This is a genomic window from Pseudarthrobacter sp. PvP090 (assembly GCF_040547365.1).
GTDB lineage: Bacteria > Actinomycetota > Actinomycetes > Actinomycetales > Micrococcaceae > Arthrobacter.
In genome coordinates, this window is the sequence record NZ_JBEPPO010000004.1 from 215,535 (window position 1) to 237,030 (window position 21,496).

The following is a 21,496-nucleotide window of genomic DNA, read 5'->3' on the forward strand; positions in this document are numbered from 1 at the left end:
CCGCCCGCCCGCGGGCGGAGGCCGCCTATTTGGCGGGGTTGTGGGTGCCGATCGGCAGCAGCGTCAGGTCGGGGTGGTTCTTCTCGATCCGGCGCAGGGCCCACACATCATTGAACAACGCGAGGTATTCGCCGTCGGAGCGAAGCAGCACCTCGGCGCCGGGCACATTGGCCAGCGCGGGCATGGCGTCCACCGTCGAGATCCTTGCGATGGAATACGGCAGGCGTTCCAGCCGCATCGGCGCGCTGAAGTCGTGGGCCATGCGGTCCTCCACCACTTCGAACTGCATGGGGCCGACGGCGGCCAGCACCGGGGCCTGGTCGCCGCGGACGTCCGAACGGAGCACCTGGATAACGCCCTCGTGCTCGAGCTGCTCGATGCCGCGGCGGAACTGCTTGAACCTGCTGGGGTCCTTGGAGCGTGCCACCTGGAAATGCTCCGGCGCGAACAGCGGGATGGCGGGGAACTCCACCGGCTCCTCAAGGAAGAGGCTGTCGCCCACCCGCAGCGAGGAGGCGTTGACCAGTCCCACTACGTCCCCGGGGAAGGCCTCATCAATGACTTCGCGTTCCCGCCCGAAGACCTGCTGGGCGTACTTGGTCGCGAAGGACTTGCCGGTCCGGCCCTGGGTCACCACCATGCCGCGTTCGAAGACGCCGGAGCAGACGCGGATGAAGGCGACGTGGTCGCGGTGTGCCTTGTTCATGCCGGCCTGGACCTTGAAGACGAAGCCTGAGAAGGGCGCATCGACGGGCCGGGCGGCGCCGTCGACGTCGGGCCGCGGGGCGGCCGGCGGGGCGAAGTCCACGAGGGCGTCGAGGATCTCCTTCACGCCGAAGTTCAGGGCGGCGGAGCTGAAGAGGATCGGCGTCGCCTTGCCGGCGTGGAAGGCGTCGACGTCGAACTCAAGGTTGGACTCGATGACCAGCCCGGCCTCGTCGACGGCGTTGGACCAGTCGTCGCCCTGACTGGCCGCGGCCTGCTCCGGGGTGAAGTACTCGGTAAGGGCAATGTTGGCGCCGGCGTTGTTGCGCTTGAACTGCGCGAAGCGGTCATTGCGCAGGTCCCAGACGCCGCGGAAGTCACCGGAGATGCCGACGGCCCAGGTCAGCGGCATCGGCTGCAGGCCGGTGCGCTCGGTGATCTCGTCCATGAGGGCGAGTGCGTCCAGGCCGGGCCGGTCCCATTTGTTGATCACGGTGATGATGGGCAGGTTGCGCTGCTTGCAGACCTCAAAGAGTTTCATGGTCTGGGTTTCCAGGCCCTTGGCGGCGTCGACGAGCATCACGGCGCAGTCGACGGCGGCCAGCACACGGTAGGTGTCCTCGGAGAAGTCCGCGTGGCCGGGGGTGTCCAGCAGGTTGATCACGGTGTCCCGGTAGCCGAACTGCAGGGCTGCGGAGCTGATCGAGATGCCGCGGTCCTTTTCCATCTGCATCCAGTCCGAGACCGTGTCCTTGCGGTTGGCCTTGCCGCTGGAGGCACCGGCCGTGCCGATCACCTTCGCGTGCAGCGCGAGCGCCTCGGTCAGCGTTGACTTGCCGGCGTCGGGGTGTGAAATGACCGCGAAAGTCCGACGCCGGGCCGCCTGCTTGTGAATCTCCTGGACTCGGGCGGGGCTAAGGACGTCTTGGGACACGGTGCTACTTTCGCTGCGGCGTTGAATGGTTGCGCTCCCGGGTTTGCGGGAATCCGGCTGGCCCGGTGGGAACGCGGGTTGTTCTGCGTGGTGGCTGTGCGGGACTGCTGTGGAGGATTGCTGTATGGGATTCAAGGGGCGCGGCGACGGGTAGCCGACGGAACACCCAAGAACCCCAGTTTATCGCAGCCCGCGCCGCCGCCGCGAAGCGGGAGAAATGCCGGCGCGAAGCGCGACGGCATTTCTTCGAAAGTGCGCGCCCGGGCGTCCGCCCCCAGGGCCGTTCCGGAGGCGCTCCCGCGGACATCGCAATGGACCACTTTGGGGCTTGTCCGTGCGGAAGTTGGCCCGCTTTACCTCTACTATAGGGAGAGCAGGGAACCGAGTACTTTTGATCCGGCCGGCAATCACTGGAAACCGGCGCACTTGCGGGCTGCGGCCCGCACCTTTGAAGGGAACGTCTATGGCTCGGAGCCCTGAAGATTCACTCAAGGCGACCCTGGGCCGGGTGGCACCGGGCACCGCCCTCCGCGACGGCCTGGAGCGCATCCTCCGCGGACGGACCGGCGCCCTGATTGTCCTGGGCATCGACCGGACCATCGAATCCATCTGTTCCGGCGGCTTCGACATCGGCATCGATTTCTCCCCCACCCGGCTTCGGGAACTGGCCAAAATGGACGGCGCCATCATCTGCGACAAGGACGCCAGCAACATCCTGCGCGCGGCCGTCCAGCTGGTTCCCGACTCCAGCATCGAGACCCAGGAGTCCGGCACCCGGCACCGGACCGCGGAGCGTGTCGCCATCCAGACGGGCGTTCCGGTCATCTCGGTCAGCCAGTCCATGCAGATCATCGCCCTCTACGTGAACGGCCTGCGGCACGTCCTGGAGGGCTCCGAGAAGGTCCTGGCCCGCGCCAACCAGGCCCTGGCCACCCTGGAACGCTACCGTTCGCGCTTGGACCAGGTGACGAGTTCCCTCTCGGCCCTGGAAATCGAGGCCATGGTGACGGTCCGCGACGTCGCCGTCACCCTGCAGCGCCAGGAGATGGTCCGCCGGATTTCCGAGGAAATCTCGCAGTACGTGCTCGAACTGGGCGAGGACGGGCGGCTGCTCTCCCTCCAGCTGGACGAACTGACCGTGGGCCGCGGTCCCGGCAGCGACGTCATCATCCGCGACTACTCGGGTCCCGACGCGTCTGCCGACGACATTGACAAGGCCGTGAAGGCACTCGTCAACCTCGGCCCCACCGAGCTGATCGATCTGGGCAAGATCGCCGGGATCGTCGGCTTCGCCGGCGGCGAGGCCAACCTTGACGCCGTCGTCCAGCCGCGCGGCTACCGGCTGCTGTCCGGGCTGAAGGCCGTGCCGAAGGCTGTCGCGGACCGCCTGGTGGACCACTTCGGCGGTCTGCAGTTCCTGATGGCGGCAACGATCGATGACCTCATGACCGTGGACGGCATCGGCGACCAGCGCGCCCGGACCGTCCGTGAGGGCCTGAGCCGGATGGCCGAGGCCAGCCTGCTGGACCGCTTCCTCTGACCCCCGTCGGTTGCTCCGCAACTGCCCTTTTGGGACCTCAAAACGGCGCCTACGGAGCAGTCGATGGGGATAGATGAGGGGATTGGTCTGAGGGGATTGGCCTGAGGGGATTGGCCGGCGGGATTAGTTGAGCTGGAACACGGCTTTGGGACTCGTCTTGTTCGCCAGCCGCGCGGTGAAGACGTAATACGCGCCGCCCGCCCCCGGTTTGGCCTCGATCGGCGCGCAGCCCTGGACGGTGCGGTTGCGCTGCCAGGGGAAGTTCGCCGTCTCGCTTTGCCCCGGCGCGATGGTCTTCACGAGCTCGGTGGAGTCGGTCTGGCAGTCAGTGGACGAAAAGATCCGGTCCGAGCCGCTGGTGATCAGGAATTCCATCTGCGACGTCCCGATATTGATCTCACACGGCACCTTGTTGCCGTTCGTCACCTTGAGGGTGAGCAGCGGGTTCTCGCCCGCCGCGTAGGCAGCCTTGTCCGTGGCGGCCGTAACGGTCACGAGGTTCTGCTCGCAGCCGTTGCCGGTCGGGGTAGCCGAAGGGGAAGCTGTGGCTTCCGGGCCGGCGGCCGGCTCTGTCTCCTGGTCCGTGGGGGTCGCTCCCGCGCCGGCGTTGGACTGCCCGCCGGTGAGGACGGTGGAGACGGCGGCGAAACCGCCGAAGGTCACGGCGATCACGAGCAGGAGGGCGGCGCCGACGAACAGCCGGCGGCGGCGGTAAACCGGGCCGACCGGTTTCCGGGCAGCTTTGCCGGCGGGCTGGCGCGCAGGCTTGCTGGCGGGTTTGCGCGCCGGCTTGGGGGCAGGCTTGGGTACGGATTTCCCTGCGGTGTTGCGTTCCGCGGGTCGGCCCGAGGATGCTCCGCTGCCGGAAGCCCCCGGGCGGGAACCGTGAGTTCCTGAGTTGTCGTGCCTGCCCATCCTTCTAGGCTAGAGAACCGCGCCGGGTATGGGGCCCTCCCACGCCGCAGGCGGACTGTGGCCCTCATCTATTACGCTGAATCCATCAAAGCTCTAGCCGATTCCCTCACCGCCCCTGCCGCCGCGCGCCCGGTCGACGTTCCTGCGGCCGTTCCGCTGGCCGCCCTCCATGAGACCCTCGACACCTGGTTCGGGGCCAACGCCCGGGACCTGCCGTGGCGGGCGCCTGAATGCACGCCGTGGGGCGTGCTGGTCAGCGAGATCATGCTGCAGCAGACGCCGGTGGTGCGCGTGCTGCCGGTCTGGGAGGACTGGCTGCGGCGCTGGCCCGCGCCCGCCGATCTGGCCCGGGAGCCCGCCGGCGAGGCGGTCCGGGCCTGGGGACGGCTGGGCTACCCGCGGCGGGCCCTGCGGCTGCACGCGGCCGCCGTCGCCATCGGCGCCAGCCACGGCGGAAACGTCCCCGGCACGTACCCGGAACTCCTGGAGCTGCCCGGAGTGGGCAGCTACACAGCGGCGGCCGTCGCCGCCTTCGCCTTCGGCCGCCGCGAAACCGTGGTGGACACCAACATCCGCCGCGTGCACGCCCGCTTGTTTTCCGGCGCGGCCCTGCCGTCGCCGGCGCTGACCGCCGCGGAGATGCGGCTTGCCGCGCAGGCACTGCCCGACGACGCCGGCCCCTCCGTCCGGTGGAACGCCTCCGTGATGGAGCTGGGGGCGCTGGTGTGTACGGCGCGGTCGCCGAAGTGCGGGGAATGCCCGGTCAGCGGCTCCTGCGCCTGGCTCGCGGCCGGCGAGCCGCCGCCGACCTACACTCCGAAGGGGCAGTCGTGGCACGGCACGGACCGCCAGGTGCGGGGGGCGGTAATGGCGGTCCTCCGCGTTGCCGAGTCACCGGTGGCGGCGGAACTGTTCCACCGGGCCCCGGCGGACCTTGGCTTCGAACCCTCCGGGATCGGCATCCCGCTGGCCGCCCTGCACCGGCTCAGCAGCGCACCGGAACAACTGGAACGCGCGCTGGCCGGGCTGCTGAGCGACGGACTGGCCGAGCTGCATCCCGCGGGTTTCCGGCTGCCCGCCTGACCGCTCAGGACTCCGGACCCTAGCCCGGGCGGGCCGCCGGAACTACGCTGAAACATGCGCACGCTCGCTACACTTGTGGGCCTCGGTTGCACCGCACTGCTGGCCACCGGCTGCCAGCCCCAGGCGGTGTGCCCGGCAATCGCCCCGGCACCGGTGGTGGCGCTGACGGTGGCCCGGGAGTACACCGAATCGGTGAAAACACTGCGGCTCAAAGCCTGCCAGGACGGGCGCTGCACGGAGGCTGACCTGGAGCTGTACCCGGGGAGCACCACTGTGGACCAGGGCTGCGAACCGGGACCAGACGGCAACGACCGCCCCTGTTCCGCAACATCCTCACCCGACGGCACCCTGACGGGGATGCTCATGCTGGAACGGCTCACGGAATCCCCCATCGAGGCCAGCGTGGGCGGCACCGACACCAGCGGCCTCCCCCTGCCGGTCCGGACCCTGACGTTCACGCCGCGGGTTGCGTATCCGTACGGCGAGCAGTGCGGCCGGTTCATCTCAGCCGGAGTGCTACTGGACGCGGACGGCCTCCGGGCTGTCTAAGCCGCGTTGAGAAAGGTGGACGAACAGTGAACCCGCAGAACATCAACCGCTGGATCCGGGCCGGGCTGTGGGCACTGCCGGTCTCGTGGCTTCTCACTGCCTGGTCCACGCTGGAGCCGCAGCCGGACCAGTGGAAGGATCCGGACGCCTGGGCGCGGTTTGTCAGCTCCGACTCCTACCAGTTCGGCCACCTGCTCGGCAGTACCCTGGGCACGATCCTGGCCATCTTCGGGCTCTTCGCACTGGGCTGCTGCCTGGCGACCAGCCGGGTGGGAGGCCTGGCGCTGGCGGCAATGGTCACCGCGGCCGCCGGCACGGCCCTGCTGCTGGTGCCGGCCGTGATCTCCACCTTTGCCACCCCCGCCATCGGAAAGGCCTACCTGGCCGGAAACCAGGAGGTGATGCAGCTGGAATTTCCGGGGTCCATGACAGGGGCGTTCCTGGCTGGCCTCCTGCTCGCGTACCTCGGCAACCTCCTGCTGGGGGTCGCGGTGTGGCGTTCGCACGTACTTCCGCGCTGGGCCGGGGCGCTCTGGGCGGCCGGCGCCGTCGTGTTTTATGTCCTGGGCGTTGTCCTGGGGCAGGCGACGACGGGGAGCAGCCTGCCGGCCCAGGCGGCCGGGGCCCTGCTGGTGGCAGTTGCCGGCGGGTGGATCGCCTGGCGCGGACCCCGGCACGCCATGGCAGCACCGGACCTGACCGCGGCCGGTGCGGCCTGAGGCCAGAGGACTAGGGTTCGCCGAAGCCCGCCGTGATCAGTCCGCGCAGATAGTCCACGGCTTTGCCCGCATCCGGGCCGCTGGCTTCGATATGCAGCACCGTTCCCCTGGCCGCGCCGAGCATCATGAGCTCCGTCATCGATGCGCCGTCTGCGCCGTTCACTGTCACCTCGGCGTCCATGCCGGACAGCCCGCCGGCAATCTTCGCGGCCGGACGGGCGTGCATGCCGGCCTGGTTGATGAGTTCAAAGTCCCCAGTCGCCTCCGGCGGCCGGTGCTCGTGAACGTGCTGCGCCGCCGCCGGGGGCCGGTAGACAGCCTCCGCCGCTTCCTTCACGCCGGCGGAATCCGCTCCGGCCTGCGCAGCCACGGCGGCCGCGACAAGACCTTCGACCAGGGGCGCATCGGCCAGCAGCACGGAGGAGGGATCCGCCAGGAATTCCACCGCGGACTCGGCTGTCATCACGGCCGAGCCCAGATCCGTCAGGACGACGATGCCGTCGCTGTTGACATCCCCGGCCTGCTCCAGCGCCGCCATGACCCGCTCGAGGCTGGTGCCGATCCGGCCGTCGTCGGTGCCGCCGGCGGGGAGGATCAGCACGTCGGGCGCCATCTGGGCGGCAAGCTCGACGGCGCCGTCGGCAATCTTCTCGCTGTGGGAGACCACGACGAGCTTGACGGTCATTCGGCTGCCCCGACGGCGGCGCGCAGGATCAGTGCGCTGGAGACCGCGCCCGGATCCCGGTGGCCGATGCTGCGCTCCCCCAGATAGCTGGCGCGTCCCTTGCGGGCGAGCATCGGGTCGGTGGAGACGGCCCCGGCCTCTGCCGCCTCTGCCGCGGCCACCAGGACCTTGAGGACATCACTGTTTCCGGCCGCGGCAGCGGCCGCGTCAACCGCCGGGGTCCAGGCATCAACCATCGTCTTGTCCCCTGATTCCGCCTTCCCGCGGGCCACGATCCCGTCCCTGGCGGCCTGGAATGCCGAGGCGAGGGTGGCGGCGTCGATGTCGGACGCCTCCCCCAGCGCCGTGCCCGCCCGGAGGAAGGCCGTGCCGTAGAGCGGCCCGGCGGCCCCGCCGACTTTGGACATCAGGGTCATGGCGGTCAGTTTCAGGGCCGCCCCGGCGGTTTCCGGTGGCGCCTCGGCAATCTTCACCATCACCGCTTTGAAGCCGCGGTCCATGTTTTCGCCGTGGTCCGAATCGCCGATTGGCCGGTCCAGCTCGATGAGTTCTTCCCGGTGCTCCGCCATGGCCTCGGCTGAGAGGGTCAGCCACCGCAGAGCCCAGTTGACGTCCAGCCCCACGGTCAGACGCCCCAGCGGAGGGCCGGGGTGTGGACGGGTGCATCCCAGAGGGCCGTCATCTCATCGTCGAGGCGCAGGACGGTAATGGAACAGCCCTGCATTTCGAGGGAGGTGATGTAGTTGCCCACCAGTGACCGTGCCACGGTGATGCCCTGCGCGGCCAGCTGCTGTGCGGCGCGGCGGTAGACGATGTAGAGCTCGCTCTGCGGGGTGCCGCCCATGCCGTTGACGAACAGGAGCACTTTGTCCCCGGACGCCAGGCCGAGGTCGCTGACGACCGGTTCGAGCAGGCGGTCGGTGATGCCGTCGGCGTTTTCCATCGGAATGCGGTGTCGGCCCGGCTCGCCGTGGATGCCGATGCCGATCTCGATTTCGTTTTCCTCCAGCACAAAGCTGGGCGACCCCGCATGCGGGACGGTGCAGGCCGTCAGCGCGACGCCCATGCTGCGTACGTTTTGGTTGACCCGGTCGCCGATGGCGGCGACGGCGTCGAGGTTGTCCCCGCGCTCGGCGGCGGCCCCGGCGATTTTTTCCACCAGCACTGTTCCGCCCACGCCGCGCCGTCCGGCGGTGTACAGGGAGTCCTGGACCGCGACGTCGTCGTTGACCAGCACCGTGCGGACCTGCACCCCCTCCGCCTCGGCCAGTTCGCCGGCCGTCTCAAAGTTGAGGACGTCGCCCGTGTAGTTCTTCACGATGTGCACGACGCCGGCGCCGGAGTTGACGGCGAGGGTCGCCGGAAGGATCTGGTCGGGTGTTGGCGAGGTGAACACGGCGCCCGGGACCGCGGCGTCGAGCATTCCCAGGCCGACGTAGCCGCCGTGCAGGGGCTCGTGCCCGCTGCCGCCGCCGGAGACCAGCCCGACTTTTCCTGCCACCGGCGCGTCCTTGCGCACGATGTACTTGGGGTCCGCAAAGACGGTCACCAGGTCGGCATGGGCAAGCCCGAAGCCCTCCACTGACTCGTCGACCACGGCGCGGGGATCATTGATGAGCTTCTTCATGGCTGTGCTCCCTGGATGGTGTCCTGGCTGCTTGGTTAGACCCTACTACCGGGGCCCCTGCCAGCGGTAGGCTCCGGTTTCACAACCTCGGGAGCGGAATCGGGGTGCTGCCGGACGGCCGCTTTCCCCGGATCCGAGGGTGCCTCAGCTTGGTTTATCCGCCCACAGCGGGAAGTTAGGCCAGGCGTCGCTGCCCAGCCAGGAGAACGGCGGCGCGTTCAGCCGCCCCCGGTCGGTTCCGGGCGCCGGGCCGGGGCCGGACTCGAGGCCCGGATGGCCCGGGGCGGGGCCCTCGGCAGAGTCCTCCCGGGCGCGCGGATGCGTGGTGTGGCGTGGTGCGGCCGCGCCGGCGATTGTCATTTGGAATGCGGAGAAATCTGGAAAAGTCACGCGATCGTGCAATTTCTTGCCTCCGGATGTCGGGTGGTCCACCCCCTGGACCGGGATCAGTTTATCCATCAAATTTATGGATGGGAAGACCCCGCCTTGCGCCCCTCCGGGCCCCGTTTTTACAGGGTTTTGATCATCCTGGTGTTGCCGAGCGTGTTGGGCTTCACCCGGGCGAGGTCGAGGAACTCGGCAACGCCCTCATCGTGGGAGCGCAGCAACTCCGAATACACGACGGGGTCGACGGCGGTCTGGTCGGCCATGACTTCGAAACCGTGCTTTTTGAAGAAGTCCACCTCGAAGGTCAGGCAGAACACGCGGGAGACCCCCAGCGCCCGGGCGTCCTCCAGCAGTCGCTCCACCAGCAGGTGGCCCACGCCTTTTCCCCGCCAGGCGTCCGAGGCCGTGAGGGTGCGGACTTCGGCGAGGTCTTCCCACATAACGTGCAGGGCCCCGCAGCCGATCACCTCGCCGTCGGGCGACTCGGCGATCCGGAACTCCTGCAGGCTTTCGTAGTAGGCCACAGTTTCCTTCGCCATGAGGATCCGCTGGTCCGCCAGCGGCGCAACGAGTGTCTTGATCGCCCCGACATCGCTCGTGCGGGCAGGGCGGATGCGGATTGTCTCAGTCACAGCCCAATCTTACGGGGGCAGGCTGCCTAGAGCCCCAGTTCGGCAGGCACCGGCAGATCCTTGTCCAGCAGGTTCCGGGCGAGGAAGTGCTCGACGACGCCGTACCAGACCTTCGCGTGCTGCGGCTGCAGGATCCAGTGGTTCTCGTCCGGGAAGTAGAGGAACCGGTGCTCGGTGTCGCCGTTCTCGTCGGCGGCGAGCCGTGACTTGGAGAGGAGCTCGTACCAGAGGCGCAGGCCCTCGCCGATCGGGACGCGGTAGTCCTTGTCGCCGTGGATGACGAGCATGGGGGTGCTGATGTTCTCCACGTGCAGGTGCGGGGAGTTCTCCAGCGCCATCTGGGCCGTCATCTCCTTGAGCCAGTATTGCGCGGCGTCCGTGGTGGGGCCGAACTGGTCCAGTGCCCAGAGGCTGGCGTGGGTGACGATCGCCTTGAACCGGTCAGTCTGGCCGGCCACCCAGTTGGCCATGTAGCCGCCGAAGGAGCCGCCCATGGCGGCGGTGCGGGTCTCGTCGATGTCCGGCCGCTGCACCACGGCGTCGGTGATGGCCATCAGGTCGGTGAACGGGGCCTTGCCCCACGCGCCCCAGCCGCGCTGGATATAGTCCTGGCCGTAGCCGGTGGAGAGCGCCGGGTCCGGCAGCAGCACAGCGTACCCCTGCGCCACGAGCAGCCAGGGGTTCCAGCGCCACGTCCAGGCGTTCCAGGAACCGAGCGGGCCGCCGTGGATCCAGAGCAGCAGGGGCGCCGGGCTGCCGGCCGAGGCGCCCTCAGGCAGCGCCAGGTACGCCGGGACGCGGGCGCCGTCTGCCGCCGTCGTCTCCACCCGTTCCAGCGAGCCCTGGTACTGCGGGCGCTCAGCGGGGGCAGGGAGCCGGACGGCGCCGCCGCCTGCAAGGTCGATGCGCACCGCTTCCGGAGGGAATTCGTAGGAGCTGCGCAGCGCATAGGCAGTGCGGCCGTCCGGGGCCGCCACGACGTCGGTGTAGGCGGCTGTGTCGGCGGTCAGGCGGGTGACCCGGCCGGCTGTGTCGCGCCCGCCCACGCTGATCCGGAAGACCGGCGAGGCGCCGTCCTCATCGGCGGTGACGAGCAGGGCCGATCCGTCCGGCAGCCAGGCGGCGGGGCGCGCCCAGCGGTCCCAGTCATGCGCCAGCGGCGTCAGCGCGGCTGCGCCTGCCGCTCCAGCTGCCGGGCTGGAGACGTCGAGCAGGTGCAGCCTGACCTGAGGGGCCGCTTCGGGCGTGGTGTCCGACTCGCTGAGCACCACAAGAGTCCGGTTGTCTGGGCTCACCGGCCCGGGAAAGTAGCTCATTCCCTGGGTGTCCAGCAGCACCTTGCGGGTGCCGGTGGCGACGTCGATCGCGACGAGGACGGACCGTGAATCCGCACGGGCGAGCGGCTTCGCGAAGCTGCTGTAGATGGTCTTGCCGTCCGGGCTGACGACCGACTCCGCATCGCGGAGGCCGGCACCGGCGTCGGGCGTCAGGTTGCGGAGCTGCAGCGGCGCCGCGGCGTCGACGGTTGTGGGCCTGCCCGGCTCCTGTTCCTCGCCGGGTTCGACGGCGAAGAGCCTCGGCTGGGCGGGTCCCAGATCGGCATCCCAGTAGCGCACGGGATAGCCGCTGTGCAGGATGGCGGCGACCTTGTTGTCCTTGCGCGCCTTGCGGCGCTCCCCGTCGTCGTCCTCATCCGTGGATCCTGACAGCACGGCGGCGTTGACGAAAAGGGCGCCCGTGTCCTTCGCGGCCAGGAGCGCGCTGACTCCACCGGCCCGGGTGAGCACAACGCGGGCCTCGCCGCCGTCGGCGGGCAGCATCCACAGGGCGTTGACGGGGTCCGCTTCGGGGGTCTCCGGGTCCGGGCGCGCGGAGCTGAAGTACAGCTCGCCGCCGGCGGCGAACACGGCGCCGGCCTCGCCCTTGGCGCTGCGCGTGATGCGGCGGGCCTGTTTCTGTCCCGCCGGATCCAGTTCCCACAGGGCCGTGCCGTATTCGGTGCCTTTGGCGTTCAGCGTGGCCACGGTGGTGACCAGCCGGCTGCCGTCCGGGCTCAACGCCAGGCCCGCCACCCTGGGAATCGCGAGGTAGTGGTCCAGGTCGTGGAAGGGCGTCTCGGGTTTTTCGCCCAGGGTCTCTGCATCGGTGGAAGCCATGCACCGATTCAACACCCCCTGTGTGCCGGATCACACCAATTTCACCGACAGTGAAACACTGCTTTCAGACCCATCCGGGTGCAGAACGCAAAAAGCCCCGCCTTCCCTTTCGGGAACGGCGGGGCCTTTGAGCCGATGCTTAGACGCTCGGAGCGATCTCCGGGATGCGCGGCTTCGCGTTGCCTGCGAAGGTGAACTTGGCGTCGTCGCCTTCGCCGTCCACATCCACCACAACGATGTCGCCGGCGTGGATTTCGCCGAAGAGGATCTTCTCGGAGAGCTGGTCCTCGATCTCGCGCTGGATGGTCCGGCGCAGCGGCCGGGCACCCATGGCGGGGTCGTAGCCGCGGGTTGCGAGCAGGATCTTGGCCGCGGGCGTGAGCTCGATGCCCATGTCCTTGTCCTTGAGGCGCTTCTCCAGCCGGCCGACGAACATGTCCACGATCTCGATGATCTCGTCCTGGGTCAGCTGCGGGAAGACCACAACGTCGTCAACACGGTTCAGGAACTCGGGACGGAAGTGCTGCTTGAGCTCCTCCGTGACGCGGGCCCGCATCCGGTTGTAGCCGGTCTGCGTGTCCGTGCCGGACTGGAAGCCGGTGGCAACGCTCTTGGAGATGTCCCGGGTGCCGAGGTTGGTGGTCATGATGATCACGGTGTTCTTGAAGTCCACCACCCGGCCCTGGGAGTCGGTCAGGCGGCCGTCTTCCAGGATCTGCAGCAGCGAGTTGAAGAGGTCGGCGTGGGCCTTCTCCACTTCGTCGAACAGGACCACGGAGAACGGACGACGGCGGACCTTTTCGGTCAGCTGCCCGCCCTCTTCGTAGCCCACGTAGCCCGGAGGGGCACCGAAGAGACGCGACACCGTGTGCTTCTCCGAGTACTCGGACATGTCCAGGGTGATCAGGGCGTCTTCCTCGCCGAAGAGGAATTCGGCCAGGGCCTTGGCGAGTTCGGTCTTGCCGACGCCGGTGGGGCCGGCGAAGATGAACGAACCGCCCGGACGCTTCGGGTCCTTCAGGCCTGCACGGGTGCGGCGGATCGCCTGGGACAGGGACCTGATGGCCTCGTTCTGGCCGACAACGCGCTTGTGCAGCTCGTCTTCCATTTTCAGCAGTCGCGAGGACTCTTCCTCGGTCAGCTTGAAGACCGGGATGCCGGTGGAGTTCGCCAGCACTTCCGCGATGAGGTCCTCATCAACTTCGGAGATGTCGTCCATGCCGCCGGTCTTCCACTGGCGTTCCTTCTCGGCGCGCTCGGCAATGAGCTTCTGCTCCTTGTCGCGCAGCGAGGCGGCACCTTCGAAGTCCTGCGCGTCTATCGCGGATTCCTTCTCCAGCTTCATGGCGGCGATCTTCTCGTCCATGATCTTGAGCTCCGGCGGGGCCGTCATCCGGCGGATGCGCAGCCGTGCACCGGCCTCATCGATCAGGTCGATCGCCTTGTCCGGCAGGAAGCGGTCCGAGATGTAGCGCTCGGAAAGGCTCGCTGCCGAGGCGAGGGCGCCGTCGGTGATGGTGACACGGTGGTGCGCCTCGTACCGGTCGCGAAGGCCCTTGAGGATCTCGATCGCGTGCGCGACGGAGGGCTCCTTGACCTGGATCGGCTGGAAACGGCGTTCCAGCGCGGCGTCCTTCTCGATGTGCTTGCGGTACTCGTCCAGGGTGGTGGCACCGATGGTCTGGAGCTCGCCGCGGGCCAGCATGGGCTTCAGGATCGAGGCCGCATCGATGGCTCCCTCGGCGGCACCGGCACCCACCAGGGTGTGGATCTCGTCGATGAAGAGGATGATGTCGCCGCGGGTGCGGATTTCCTTGAGGACCTTCTTGAGGCGCTCTTCGAAGTCACCGCGGTAGCGGGAGCCGGCCACGAGGGACCCGAGGTCCAGCGTGTACAGCTGCTTGTCCTTGATGGTCTCCGGAACGTCGCCGCGGACGATCGCCTGGGCGAGGCCTTCGACGACGGCGGTCTTGCCGACGCCGGGCTCACCGATCAGCACGGGGTTGTTCTTGGTGCGGCGCGACAGGACCTGCATCACGCGTTCCATTTCGGATTCGCGCCCGATGACAGGGTCCAGCTTGTTCTCGCGCGCAGCCTGGGTCAGGTTGCGGCCGAACTGGTCCAGGACGACGGAACCGGCAGGAGTGCCTTCGGCCTGGCCCGGCCCAACACCGGCTCCGGTCGTTTCCTTGCCCTGGTAGCCCGAGAGCAGCTGGATGACCTGCTGGCGGACACGGTTCAGGTCTGCACCGAGCTTGACCAGCACCTGGGCGGCAACACCTTCACCCTCGCGGATGAGGCCGAGCAGGATGTGCTCCGTGCCGATGTAGTTGTGTCCCAGCTGCAGGGCCTCGCGGAGCGAGAGTTCCAGAACCTTCTTGGCGCGGGGGGTGAAGGGGATGTGTCCGGACGGGGCCTGCTGGCCCTGCCCGATGATCTCCTGTACCTGCTCGCGGACGCCGTCGAGCGAAATGCTCAAGGACTCAAGGGCTTTGGCAGCAACACCTTCACCTTCATGGATCAGACCCAAGAGGATGTGTTCGGTACCAATGTAATTGTGGTTCAGCATGCGTGCCTCTTCTTGGGCAAGCACAACTACGCGACGGGCACGGTCCGTAAATCGCTCAAACATTTCGCCACACTCCTAGCTACGACGTACTTTGATGCTACGTGGCCGGGTTCAAGATTTGTGGCTTGTTCGCCACAGGGGAAACCGGGACGCCGCAGCCGCGTCACATCGGGGCGCAAACCGGGGCCTTCGGACCCCCGGCAGGGCGGCCGGCCGGGGCGCGCAGCGACGTCCGGCGGATGGTCCGACGGCGGCCGCAGCGACAACCCAGGGGGCGGCTGGACCCAAGCGCACTGCCATCCGGCTCCCCGGCGACAGCCGACCGTGGCGGCGCCGCCAGCGTCGGGGCCCACGTACGACAAAGCCCCCGACCAAAGCGGGGGCAAAGTCATCGGTATTGCACCATGGCACTGCGTCCACGACGCAGGCTTTTGGATCGGCCGCTAGGAATTCGCCTTTTGGTAGGCTTCCTGAATTTCAGCCTGGATGCGTCCGCGGCTGTTTACCGCATAGCCGTTATCGCGGGCCCACTGCCGGATCTGGGCGGAGTCCTGGTTCCGGCCGGAAGAAACCTTGGTGCGTGTTGGGCGGCCGCTCGAAGTCTTGCGTGCATGGTTCACAAACCGCTCGACTGCGGAGCGCAACTCGGAAGCATTCGCCGCCGACAGGTCGATTTCGTAGCTGACGCCGTCAAGGCCAAACCGGACGGTCTCGTCCGCGGATCCCCCATCCAGATCATCGACAAGGATGATTTTCACTTTCTGTGCCATAAATGACTCTCTTTCCAAACCAAAAGGATGGGTATTTCCGAAAAGCAGGATGTTTCTTGTTAAAAGTATCCTCCGCTTTATGGCAACGAGTCAAAGCGAAAAAGAGTTTCCAAAGGAAAACCCAAGGCCGAATAGTCCGCTATTAGTTCGGGCCGCTGGAATCGTCGCGGCCGCGGGGGGTATCGGCCCCCTGGGCATTTGCTTCGGCCTCAGCCTGGGCCCGCGCCTCGGCCTGGCGCTCGGATTTGTCGGCATTGAAAATCGATTTCATGGCGAACCAGAAAATCAGGCCGACGACCACGGAGGGAAGCAATACGGCGATGTACTCCATGGTCAGTGTCCTTCGGGCTTCAGCAGCGGGAACAAAATGGTCTCGCGGATGCCTGCACCGGTGAAGAGCATAACGAGCCGGTCGATGCCCAGCCCGATGCCGCCCATCGGCGGGGCCCCGTACTCCAGGGCACGCAGGAAGTCCTCATCCAGCTGCATGGCTTCCACGTCGCCGGCGGCCGAGCGGCGGGACTGCTCGGTAAGCCGTTCGCGCTGGATGACCGGGTCAATAAGTTCGGAGAACGCCGTGCCGCGTTCCATGCCGCCGATGATGAGGTCCCACGCTTCGATCAGCCGGTCGTCCTCGCGGTGCTGGCGGGCCAGCGGCTGGGCGGAGGGCGGATAGTCGTAAACGAAGGTCGGGTTCAGCAGCGTCGGCTCGACGAGTTCACCGAAGAGTTCCACCACGAGCTTTTCGGCGTCCCAGTTGGCGTCGACCTTGACCTCGTGCTTGGCGGCGAGCGCCAGCAGTTCCGACGCCGGGGTCTCCGGGGTGATTTCCTGGCCCACGGTTTCGGAGAGTCCCGGGTAGACCGCCATCCAGGCCCAGTCGCCGTCGAGGTTGATCTCCCCGGCCTCGGTCTGCAGGACGCGGCCCACGCCGGCGGCGTCGGCGGCGTCGAGGATGAGTTCCTTGATCCGGTCCGCCATGACGAACTGGTCGGCCCAGGCCTCGTAGCTTTCCAGGGTGGTGAATTCAGGGCTGTGGGTGGAGTCGACGCCCTCATTGCGGAAGACGCGGCCCATGTCGTAGACCCGGTCGATCCCGCCGACAACGGTGCGCTTGAGGTACAGCTCGGTGGCGATCCGCAGCGTCATCTTCTGGTCGAACGCGTTCATGTGCGTCTCGAACGGACGGGCCGTGGCGCCGCCGTGGACCAGCTGCAGCATCGGGGTTTCCACCTCGACGTAGCCCTGGCGGTGCAGGGTCTCGCGGATGGAACGGGTGATCGCGGCGCGGGTGTAGACCATTTCACGGGCTTCGTCGCGGACAATGAGGTCCACGTAGCGCTGGCGGACCCGGGTTTCCTCGTTGAGCCCGGCGTGCAGCACGGGCAGCGGGCGCAGCGCCTTCGACGCCATCGACCAGGACCCGGCCATGACGGAGAGCTCACCGCGCCGCGAGGAGATGACCTCGCCCTTGATGAAAACGTGGTCACCCAGGTCCACGAGGGCCTTCCAGTCGGCGAGCGCGTCCTCGCCGATGTTGGCCAGGCTCAGCATGACCTGCAGCCGGACGGCCTTGCCGTCCACGCCGCCCTCCTGGAGCGTGGCGAAGCAGAGCTTGCCGGTGTTGCGGATGAAGACGATGCGGCCGGTCACTCCGGCGACGTCGCCGGTGGTTTCGTCGGCCTGGAGGTGCGCGTACTTCTCCCGGATTTCTCCCAGTGAATGGGTGCGCTCAACGCCCACCGGATACGCCTCGACGCCGCGCTCGATCAGCTTGGCGCGCTTCTCCATGCGGATGCGCGTCTGCTCGCTGGCTTCATGGGAATCGGCGGCGGTATTCGGGGCGGAGGTGTTTTGGGAAGTCACAATCCCCAAGTTTACCGGGGATTCTGCCCGGGCAGGTCCCTCCCGGCCAAGGGCGGTGGCGGAATAGACTCAAGGCTGTGGAGACGCGGACCATCAGCACCGACGACGGCGACGGGCACCTTGAGCTGCACACCTTCCGTCCGCCTGCGCACCCGGCCGCTCCGGCACCAAGAGTCCCGGCGGCAGGACCCGCCACCGGTCAAGCACCCGGTCAGGGCATCGTCGTCGTGCACGGCACCATGATCACCGCCTCGCTGTACCGCCCGTTCGCGCGGAACATCAGCCGTCTGCTGGACCGCCCCGTGCACTGTTACAACCGGCGCGGGCGCGCCGGGTCCTCCCCGCAGCCGGCCGGGTACTCCGCGGCCATGGAGGTTGGAGACCTCGCTACGGTGATGCGGGAGACGGACTCGTGCGACGTGGTGGCGCACAGCTACGGCGGCTTTGTGGCCCTGCAGGCGGCACGAACGGTGCCGATCCGCAGGATGGTGACCTATGACGCGGCCGTGTCCCTTTCCGGGAACCTCACCCACCGCTGGCGGCCCGAGCTGGAGCGTTCGGTGGCTGCCGGGGAACTCGACGAGGCCTGGGCGCACCTGGTCCAGGGCATTGAGGTGGGCGGGCCCGTCGCCAAGCTCCCGCTGGGTGCGCTGCGGATGCTCAGCATCCTCTCCGCACGGACGAGCATGGGCGCCGAGATGCGCGAACTGCTGCCCACTGCCGTCGCTGAGATGCGTGCAGTTCTGGACGCCGATGCCGAACTGGCCGACTTTGCGGCCGTGACCACCCCGATTCTGATGCTGAGCGGCAGCTGGAGCCCGGACTACTTCACCGAAACGGGCCGGCAACTCGCCGCCGCCGTCCCCTCGATCGAGTGCGCCGTGCTGCCGGGACAGCTCCACGAAAGCCCGCTCCGGCCCGGCATCCGGCTGCCCCGGGCCGTTGCGCGTTACCTCCTGGCCGGGGAAGGGACCCTGAAGCGCCTCCCGGCGCGCAGGCGGCGGCTCAAGCTGGGCCGCTGAGGGGCGCGCCTTTACAATCGGTGGGCGACCCTTTCGAAAGGACCCCCTTGGCCAAGCTCTACTTCCGCTACGGCGCGATGAACTCCGGCAAGTCAACGGGGCTGCTGCAGGCCGCCTTCAATTATGAGGAGCGCGGCCAGCGGGTCCTGCTGGCCAAGCCGGATGTCGACACCAAGGGCGACGCCGACGTCGTGTCGCGCCTGGGCATGACCCGGTCTGTGGACTTCCTGATCCCTGCCGGGGCCTCCGCCAGGGAACTGTTCACCGCCCACGCGCACGGGGACGACCCCGACGCGCTGCTGGAGCACGTGGACACGCAGCCGGTGGCCTGCCTGCTGGTGGACGAGGCGCAGTTCCTCGAACCGGCCCAGGTGGATGACCTCTTCCGGATCGCAGTCCTGGACAACGTTCCCGTTCTGGCCTACGGCATCCGCACGGACTTCCGCACCCGGGCGTTCCCGGGATCGCTGCGGCTCCTGGAAATCGCGCACACCCTGGAGGAACTCAAGACCATCTGCCGCTGCGGCCGCAAGGCCATCTTCAACACCCGCCGGGCCGGGGACCAGGTGGTCTTCGACGGCGACCAGGTCGCGATCGACGGCCAGGACGTCTGGTACGAGTCGCTGTGCGGCTCCTGCTACCTCGAGGTCTCCGGCGGGCGGCTGGGCGGCTAGCCGGCCAGCCCCTGCGCGCAGCAGCCACGGCAACCTACTACGCCGTAGCTGCAGCCTCGGCTAGGCTCGGACCATGACCCGCGAGAACATCAGAACCCCCGACGGCGGAACAATCGAGCTTTTCAGCACGGGTGCCGAACTGGCCTCGGCGGGCTCCGGCGTCGTCGTTGTTGCGGCCTCCATGGTGACCGCCGCCGATTACACCCGCTTCGCGCAGAAGCTCAGCGCGTCCCTCGGGCGCCCGGTGCATACCTTCAACCGGCGCGGCCGCGGTTCCTCCTCCCCGCAGCCGGAGGACTATACCCTCGACGTGGACATCAGAGACCTCGACGCGGTGATGAAGCACACCTCCAGCACGGACGTTTTCGGGCACAGCTTCGGCGGCGCGGTGGCGCTGCACGCCGCCCGCACCCTGCCGGTGGAGCGCCTCGCCGTGTACGACCCGGCCGTCTCCGTGAACCACAGCGTCACCGCGGACTGGACCACCGAATATGAGAAGGCGACGGCGGCCGGCGACGACGACCGCGCCCTCGCCGTCTTGCTGCGGGGCCTCGAGACCGGCAGCGCCCTGTCCCGGATGCCGCTGTCCATGCTGACCCTGGCGAACAAGCTGGCCGCCGGCACCCCGCTCGGCAAGCAGATGCGCGAGCTGATGAAGACCGGGGTCCGGGAGATCAAGGCCATCATCGCCGCCGACATGCCGGCCGAGCCGTTCCTGGAGCTTCCGCTGGAAACGCTGATCATTGTCGGCGAGAAGAGCCCGGCGTATTTCGGCGTGGCGTGCGCCCAGATCCACGAGGTGCTCTCCGGCTCCAGCTACACGATCCTGCCGGGCATGGGCCACGACGGCGTCAACAAGGCACCGGACAAGCTCATCTCCGAACTCAGCGAGTTCTTCGCCAGCTAGCCACAACGCCGCACCACCCCAGCGCCGCACCACCCCAACGGGGGTTTAGTGGGCGGCGGGGGCGGCGGGGGCGGCGTGGTCCGCTGCGGCGGTCTTGCGCATCAGTGCGGACAGGACGACGGCGGCGACGGCAATGACCGACGCCGTGAGGAACGCCGCGTGCATTCCCGCGACGATTCCCGCACCGGCGGACACCACAGCGTAGATCGAGACGAGCAGCGCCGTTCCGGCGGCCCCGGCCACCTGCTGCAGGGTGCTCATGATGGCGGAGCCGTGGGAATACAGGTGCGGCGGCAGCGGGTTCAGCCCGGTGGTGAACGCCGGGGTGAAGATCAGGGCCAGCCCCAGGCTGAGGCCCACGTGCAGCGCAATGATCCACCCGACCGGCGTGCCTTCATCGAGCAGCGAAAACTGGAACAGGGCCACCACCAGCAGGGACGAGCCAGTGACCGTCAGCGGCAGCGGGCCGACCTTGTCAAACAGCCGCCCGATGAACGGGCCAAGCAGGCCCATCGCCAGGCCTCCGGGCAGCAGGGTCAGCCCGGTTTCCAGGGACGACAGCCCGCGGACCTCCTGGAGGTACAACGGCAGCAGGATCACGGAGCCAAACAGGGCGATCATCGCCACAACGAGCAACAGCACGGACACCGTGAACATCCGGAACGTAAATGCCCGCAGGTCCAGCAGGGGCGCCTCGGACTTCTGCAGCCGCAGCTGGCGGAGTACAAAGGCCACCATGGCGATGGCACCCACGGCCAGGGCGGTGATGGCGGGCGAGCCGGGTCCGCCCTCGCCGCCGATCTGGCTCAGGCCGTAAACGATCCCGCCGAACGCGGGAACGGTCAGCAGCACGGACAGGACGTCGAGCCGGGTCTTTTCCTTTTCACCGATGTTGGTCAGGAACCGGGCCCCGATGGCGAACGCGGCCACGGCGATCGGCAGGACGAAGACGAACATGAAGCGCCAGGAAAAGTGCTCAAGAATCAGGCCGGACACCGTGGGGCCCATGGCCGGCGCCACCGAGATGGCGATGCTGACGTTGCCCATCACGAAGCCGCGGCGCGTCACGGGAACCAGCGTGAGGATGGTGGTCATCAGCAGGGGCAGCATGATGGCCGTGCCCGCAGCCTGGACGATCCGTGCGAGCAGGAGGATTTCAAATCCGGGAGACATCGCCGCGAGCAGGGTGCCCCCGGAGAACAGGCCCATGGCCAGCATAAAGACAGCGCGGGTGGACAGCCGCTGCAGGATGAAGCCCGTTGTGGGGATCACGATGGCCATCGTGAGCATAAAACCGGTCGACAGCCACTGCACGGTGGGCGCGGTGACGCCGAGATCCACCATCAGGCGCTGCAGTGCGACGTTCATGATGGTTTCGTTCAGGATCACCACGAAGGTGGCCACCAGCAGGGTGGCGATGACGGTGACCGATTCCCGGGACATCTTTGCCGGCGGTGCGGCAGCCTCCGCGGCGGCCAGGGCCTGCGCGGGATCGCCGGCGGGCTTTGAAGAGACGTCAGTAGACATAGCGGTTCCCTCAGGGAGTTTTTTAACGTGGGGTCGGCGAGCGTCGTCGCTTCATCAGGTGCCAACCGGCGATGCGCCGCGGTAATTCCCGGCGCTGTAGAAAAGATTCCGGCGCCCGACGACCGGCAGGACCTTCTGCCCTACTCCCGAACGGCACAACGGCGTTGCCTAGACTGCAGGGAGCGCCACCGTCTACCGCTGGGCGCTGCCTCTCACCCCATGTTCAGAG

20 protein-coding genes are annotated in these 21,496 nt (G+C 67.9%); 7 read left to right on the forward strand and 13 right to left on the reverse strand.

The features are described from left to right. Positions 1–25: 25 nt before the first annotated feature. Complete coding sequence (locus tag ABIC21_RS06245; RefSeq protein ID WP_354349549.1) at positions 26–1,639, reverse strand: peptide chain release factor 3; 1,614 nt, start codon at positions 1,637–1,639, stop codon at positions 26–28. A gap of 463 nt (positions 1,640–2,102) precedes the next feature. Between ABIC21_RS06245 and disA the strand changes: the two genes are divergently transcribed. Then, entirely contained in the window at positions 2,103–3,179 is a 1,077-nt protein-coding gene (gene disA, locus ABIC21_RS06250; protein WP_354349550.1) for a DNA integrity scanning diadenylate cyclase DisA, read from the forward strand. A gap of 123 nt (positions 3,180–3,302) precedes the next feature. On the opposite strand, the gene ABIC21_RS06255 is transcribed toward disA, so the two are convergent. Then, a complete protein-coding gene (locus ABIC21_RS06255; RefSeq protein WP_354349551.1) occupies positions 3,303–4,094 on the reverse strand; it encodes a hypothetical protein in 792 nt (263 codons plus the stop codon). A gap of 156 nt (positions 4,095–4,250) precedes the next feature. Between ABIC21_RS06255 and ABIC21_RS06260 the strand changes: the two genes are divergently transcribed. The 3 genes from ABIC21_RS06260 to ABIC21_RS06270 are packed head-to-tail and all read left to right on the forward strand — an operon-like array spanning position 4,251 to position 6,445. After that, entirely contained in the window at positions 4,251–5,177 is a 927-nt protein-coding gene (locus tag ABIC21_RS06260) for an iron-sulfur binding domain-containing protein (protein WP_354349657.1), read from the forward strand. 54 nt (positions 5,178–5,231) lie between these two features. Further along, positions 5,232–5,726, forward strand: a complete 495-nt coding sequence (locus tag ABIC21_RS06265; protein ID WP_354349552.1) for a hypothetical protein — start codon at positions 5,232–5,234, stop codon at positions 5,724–5,726. A 26-nt stretch (positions 5,727–5,752) separates the two neighbouring features. After that, on the forward strand, positions 5,753–6,445 hold the full coding sequence (locus ABIC21_RS06270; RefSeq protein ID WP_354349553.1) for a hypothetical protein: 693 nt from the start codon (positions 5,753–5,755) through the stop codon (positions 6,443–6,445). Positions 6,446–6,455: 10 nt separating this feature from the next. Here the strand turns inward: ABIC21_RS06270 and dhaM are convergent, their stop codons facing one another. The 10 genes from dhaM to lysS all read right to left on the reverse strand — a co-directional run bounded on the left by dhaM (position 6,456) and on the right by lysS (position 17,137). Further along, positions 6,456–7,130, reverse strand: coding sequence for a dihydroxyacetone kinase phosphoryl donor subunit DhaM (gene dhaM, locus ABIC21_RS06275; protein WP_354349554.1), 675 nt, complete (start codon positions 7,128–7,130; stop codon positions 6,456–6,458). Next, entirely contained in the window at positions 7,127–7,753 is a 627-nt protein-coding gene (dhaL, locus tag ABIC21_RS06280) for a dihydroxyacetone kinase subunit DhaL (RefSeq protein WP_354349555.1), read from the reverse strand. Before dhaL ends, dhaM begins: the two co-directional genes overlap by 4 nt. Positions 7,754–7,755: 2 nt before the next feature. Beyond that, entirely contained in the window at positions 7,756–8,757 is a 1,002-nt protein-coding gene (gene dhaK, locus ABIC21_RS06285; RefSeq protein WP_354349556.1) for a dihydroxyacetone kinase subunit DhaK, read from the reverse strand. A gap of 144 nt (positions 8,758–8,901) precedes the next feature. After that, on the reverse strand, positions 8,902–9,117 hold the full coding sequence (locus ABIC21_RS06290; protein WP_354349557.1) for a hypothetical protein: 216 nt from the start codon (positions 9,115–9,117) through the stop codon (positions 8,902–8,904). A 149-nt stretch (positions 9,118–9,266) separates the two neighbouring features. Continuing rightward, on the reverse strand, positions 9,267–9,776 hold the full coding sequence (locus ABIC21_RS06295) for an amino-acid N-acetyltransferase (protein WP_354349558.1): 510 nt from the start codon (positions 9,774–9,776) through the stop codon (positions 9,267–9,269). A gap of 26 nt (positions 9,777–9,802) precedes the next feature. Continuing rightward, positions 9,803–11,932 carry a prolyl oligopeptidase family serine peptidase gene (locus tag ABIC21_RS06300; RefSeq protein WP_354349559.1) on the reverse strand — a complete coding sequence of 710 codons (2,130 nt, stop codon included), beginning with the start codon at positions 11,930–11,932 and terminating at the stop codon, positions 9,803–9,805. 139 nt (positions 11,933–12,071) lie between these two features. Then, entirely contained in the window at positions 12,072–14,564 is a 2,493-nt protein-coding gene (locus ABIC21_RS06305) for an ATP-dependent Clp protease ATP-binding subunit (RefSeq protein ID WP_354349560.1), read from the reverse strand. A gap of 380 nt (positions 14,565–14,944) precedes the next feature. Then, the gene (locus ABIC21_RS06310; protein WP_354349561.1) at positions 14,945–15,271 is read right to left on the reverse strand and encodes a histone-like nucleoid-structuring protein Lsr2; all 327 of its coding nucleotides are present in this window, start codon (positions 15,269–15,271) and stop codon (positions 14,945–14,947) included. A gap of 142 nt (positions 15,272–15,413) precedes the next feature. Continuing rightward, on the reverse strand, positions 15,414–15,602 hold the full coding sequence (locus ABIC21_RS06315) for a hypothetical protein (RefSeq protein WP_354349562.1): 189 nt from the start codon (positions 15,600–15,602) through the stop codon (positions 15,414–15,416). 2 nt (positions 15,603–15,604) lie between these two features. Next, entirely contained in the window at positions 15,605–17,137 is a 1,533-nt protein-coding gene (gene lysS, locus ABIC21_RS06320; protein WP_354349563.1) for a lysine--tRNA ligase, read from the reverse strand. A gap of 77 nt (positions 17,138–17,214) precedes the next feature. Between lysS and ABIC21_RS06325 the strand changes: the two genes are divergently transcribed. From ABIC21_RS06325 to ABIC21_RS06335, 3 genes are all read left to right on the forward strand, one after another. Further along, a complete protein-coding gene (locus tag ABIC21_RS06325) occupies positions 17,215–18,159 on the forward strand; it encodes an alpha/beta fold hydrolase (RefSeq protein ID WP_354349564.1) in 945 nt (314 codons plus the stop codon). A gap of 47 nt (positions 18,160–18,206) precedes the next feature. After that, positions 18,207–18,833, forward strand: coding sequence for a thymidine kinase (locus ABIC21_RS06330; protein ID WP_354349565.1), 627 nt, complete (start codon positions 18,207–18,209; stop codon positions 18,831–18,833). Positions 18,834–18,906: 73 nt separating this feature from the next. Beyond that, entirely contained in the window at positions 18,907–19,740 is an 834-nt protein-coding gene (locus ABIC21_RS06335) for an alpha/beta fold hydrolase (RefSeq protein WP_354349566.1), read from the forward strand. A 45-nt stretch (positions 19,741–19,785) separates the two neighbouring features. Here the strand turns inward: ABIC21_RS06335 and ABIC21_RS06340 are convergent, their stop codons facing one another. Next, the gene (locus tag ABIC21_RS06340; protein ID WP_354349567.1) at positions 19,786–21,267 is read right to left on the reverse strand and encodes a DHA2 family efflux MFS transporter permease subunit; all 1,482 of its coding nucleotides are present in this window, start codon (positions 21,265–21,267) and stop codon (positions 19,786–19,788) included. Positions 21,268–21,496 lie beyond the last annotated feature (229 nt).

Coding starts and splice junctions, on each gene's coding strand:
- disA (WP_354349550.1), top strand. CDS start 2,103: ATGGCTCGGAGCCCTGAAGATTCACTCAAGGCGACCCTGGGCCGGGTG.
- ABIC21_RS06255 (WP_354349551.1), bottom strand. CDS start 4,094: ATGGGCAGGCACGACAACTCAGGAACTCACGGTTCCCGCCCGGGGGCT.
- ABIC21_RS06265 (WP_354349552.1), top strand. CDS start 5,232: ATGCGCACGCTCGCTACACTTGTGGGCCTCGGTTGCACCGCACTGCTG.
- dhaM (WP_354349554.1), bottom strand. CDS start 7,130: ATGACCGTCAAGCTCGTCGTGGTCTCCCACAGCGAGAAGATTGCCGAC.
- dhaK (WP_354349556.1), bottom strand. CDS start 8,757: ATGAAGAAGCTCATCAATGATCCCCGCGCCGTGGTCGACGAGTCAGTG.
- ABIC21_RS06290 (WP_354349557.1), bottom strand. CDS start 9,117: ATGACAATCGCCGGCGCGGCCGCACCACGCCACACCACGCATCCGCGC.
- ABIC21_RS06300 (WP_354349559.1), bottom strand. CDS start 11,932: ATGGCTTCCACCGATGCAGAGACCCTGGGCGAAAAACCCGAGACGCCC.
- ABIC21_RS06305 (WP_354349560.1), bottom strand. CDS start 14,564: ATGTTTGAGCGATTTACGGACCGTGCCCGTCGCGTAGTTGTGCTTGCC.
- ABIC21_RS06310 (WP_354349561.1), bottom strand. CDS start 15,271: ATGGCACAGAAAGTGAAAATCATCCTTGTCGATGATCTGGATGGGGGA.
- ABIC21_RS06315 (WP_354349562.1), bottom strand. CDS start 15,602: ATGGAGTACATCGCCGTATTGCTTCCCTCCGTGGTCGTCGGCCTGATT.
- ABIC21_RS06335 (WP_354349566.1), top strand. CDS start 18,907: ATGACCCGCGAGAACATCAGAACCCCCGACGGCGGAACAATCGAGCTT.
- ABIC21_RS06340 (WP_354349567.1), bottom strand. CDS start 21,267: ATGTCTACTGACGTCTCTTCAAAGCCCGCCGGCGATCCCGCGCAGGCC.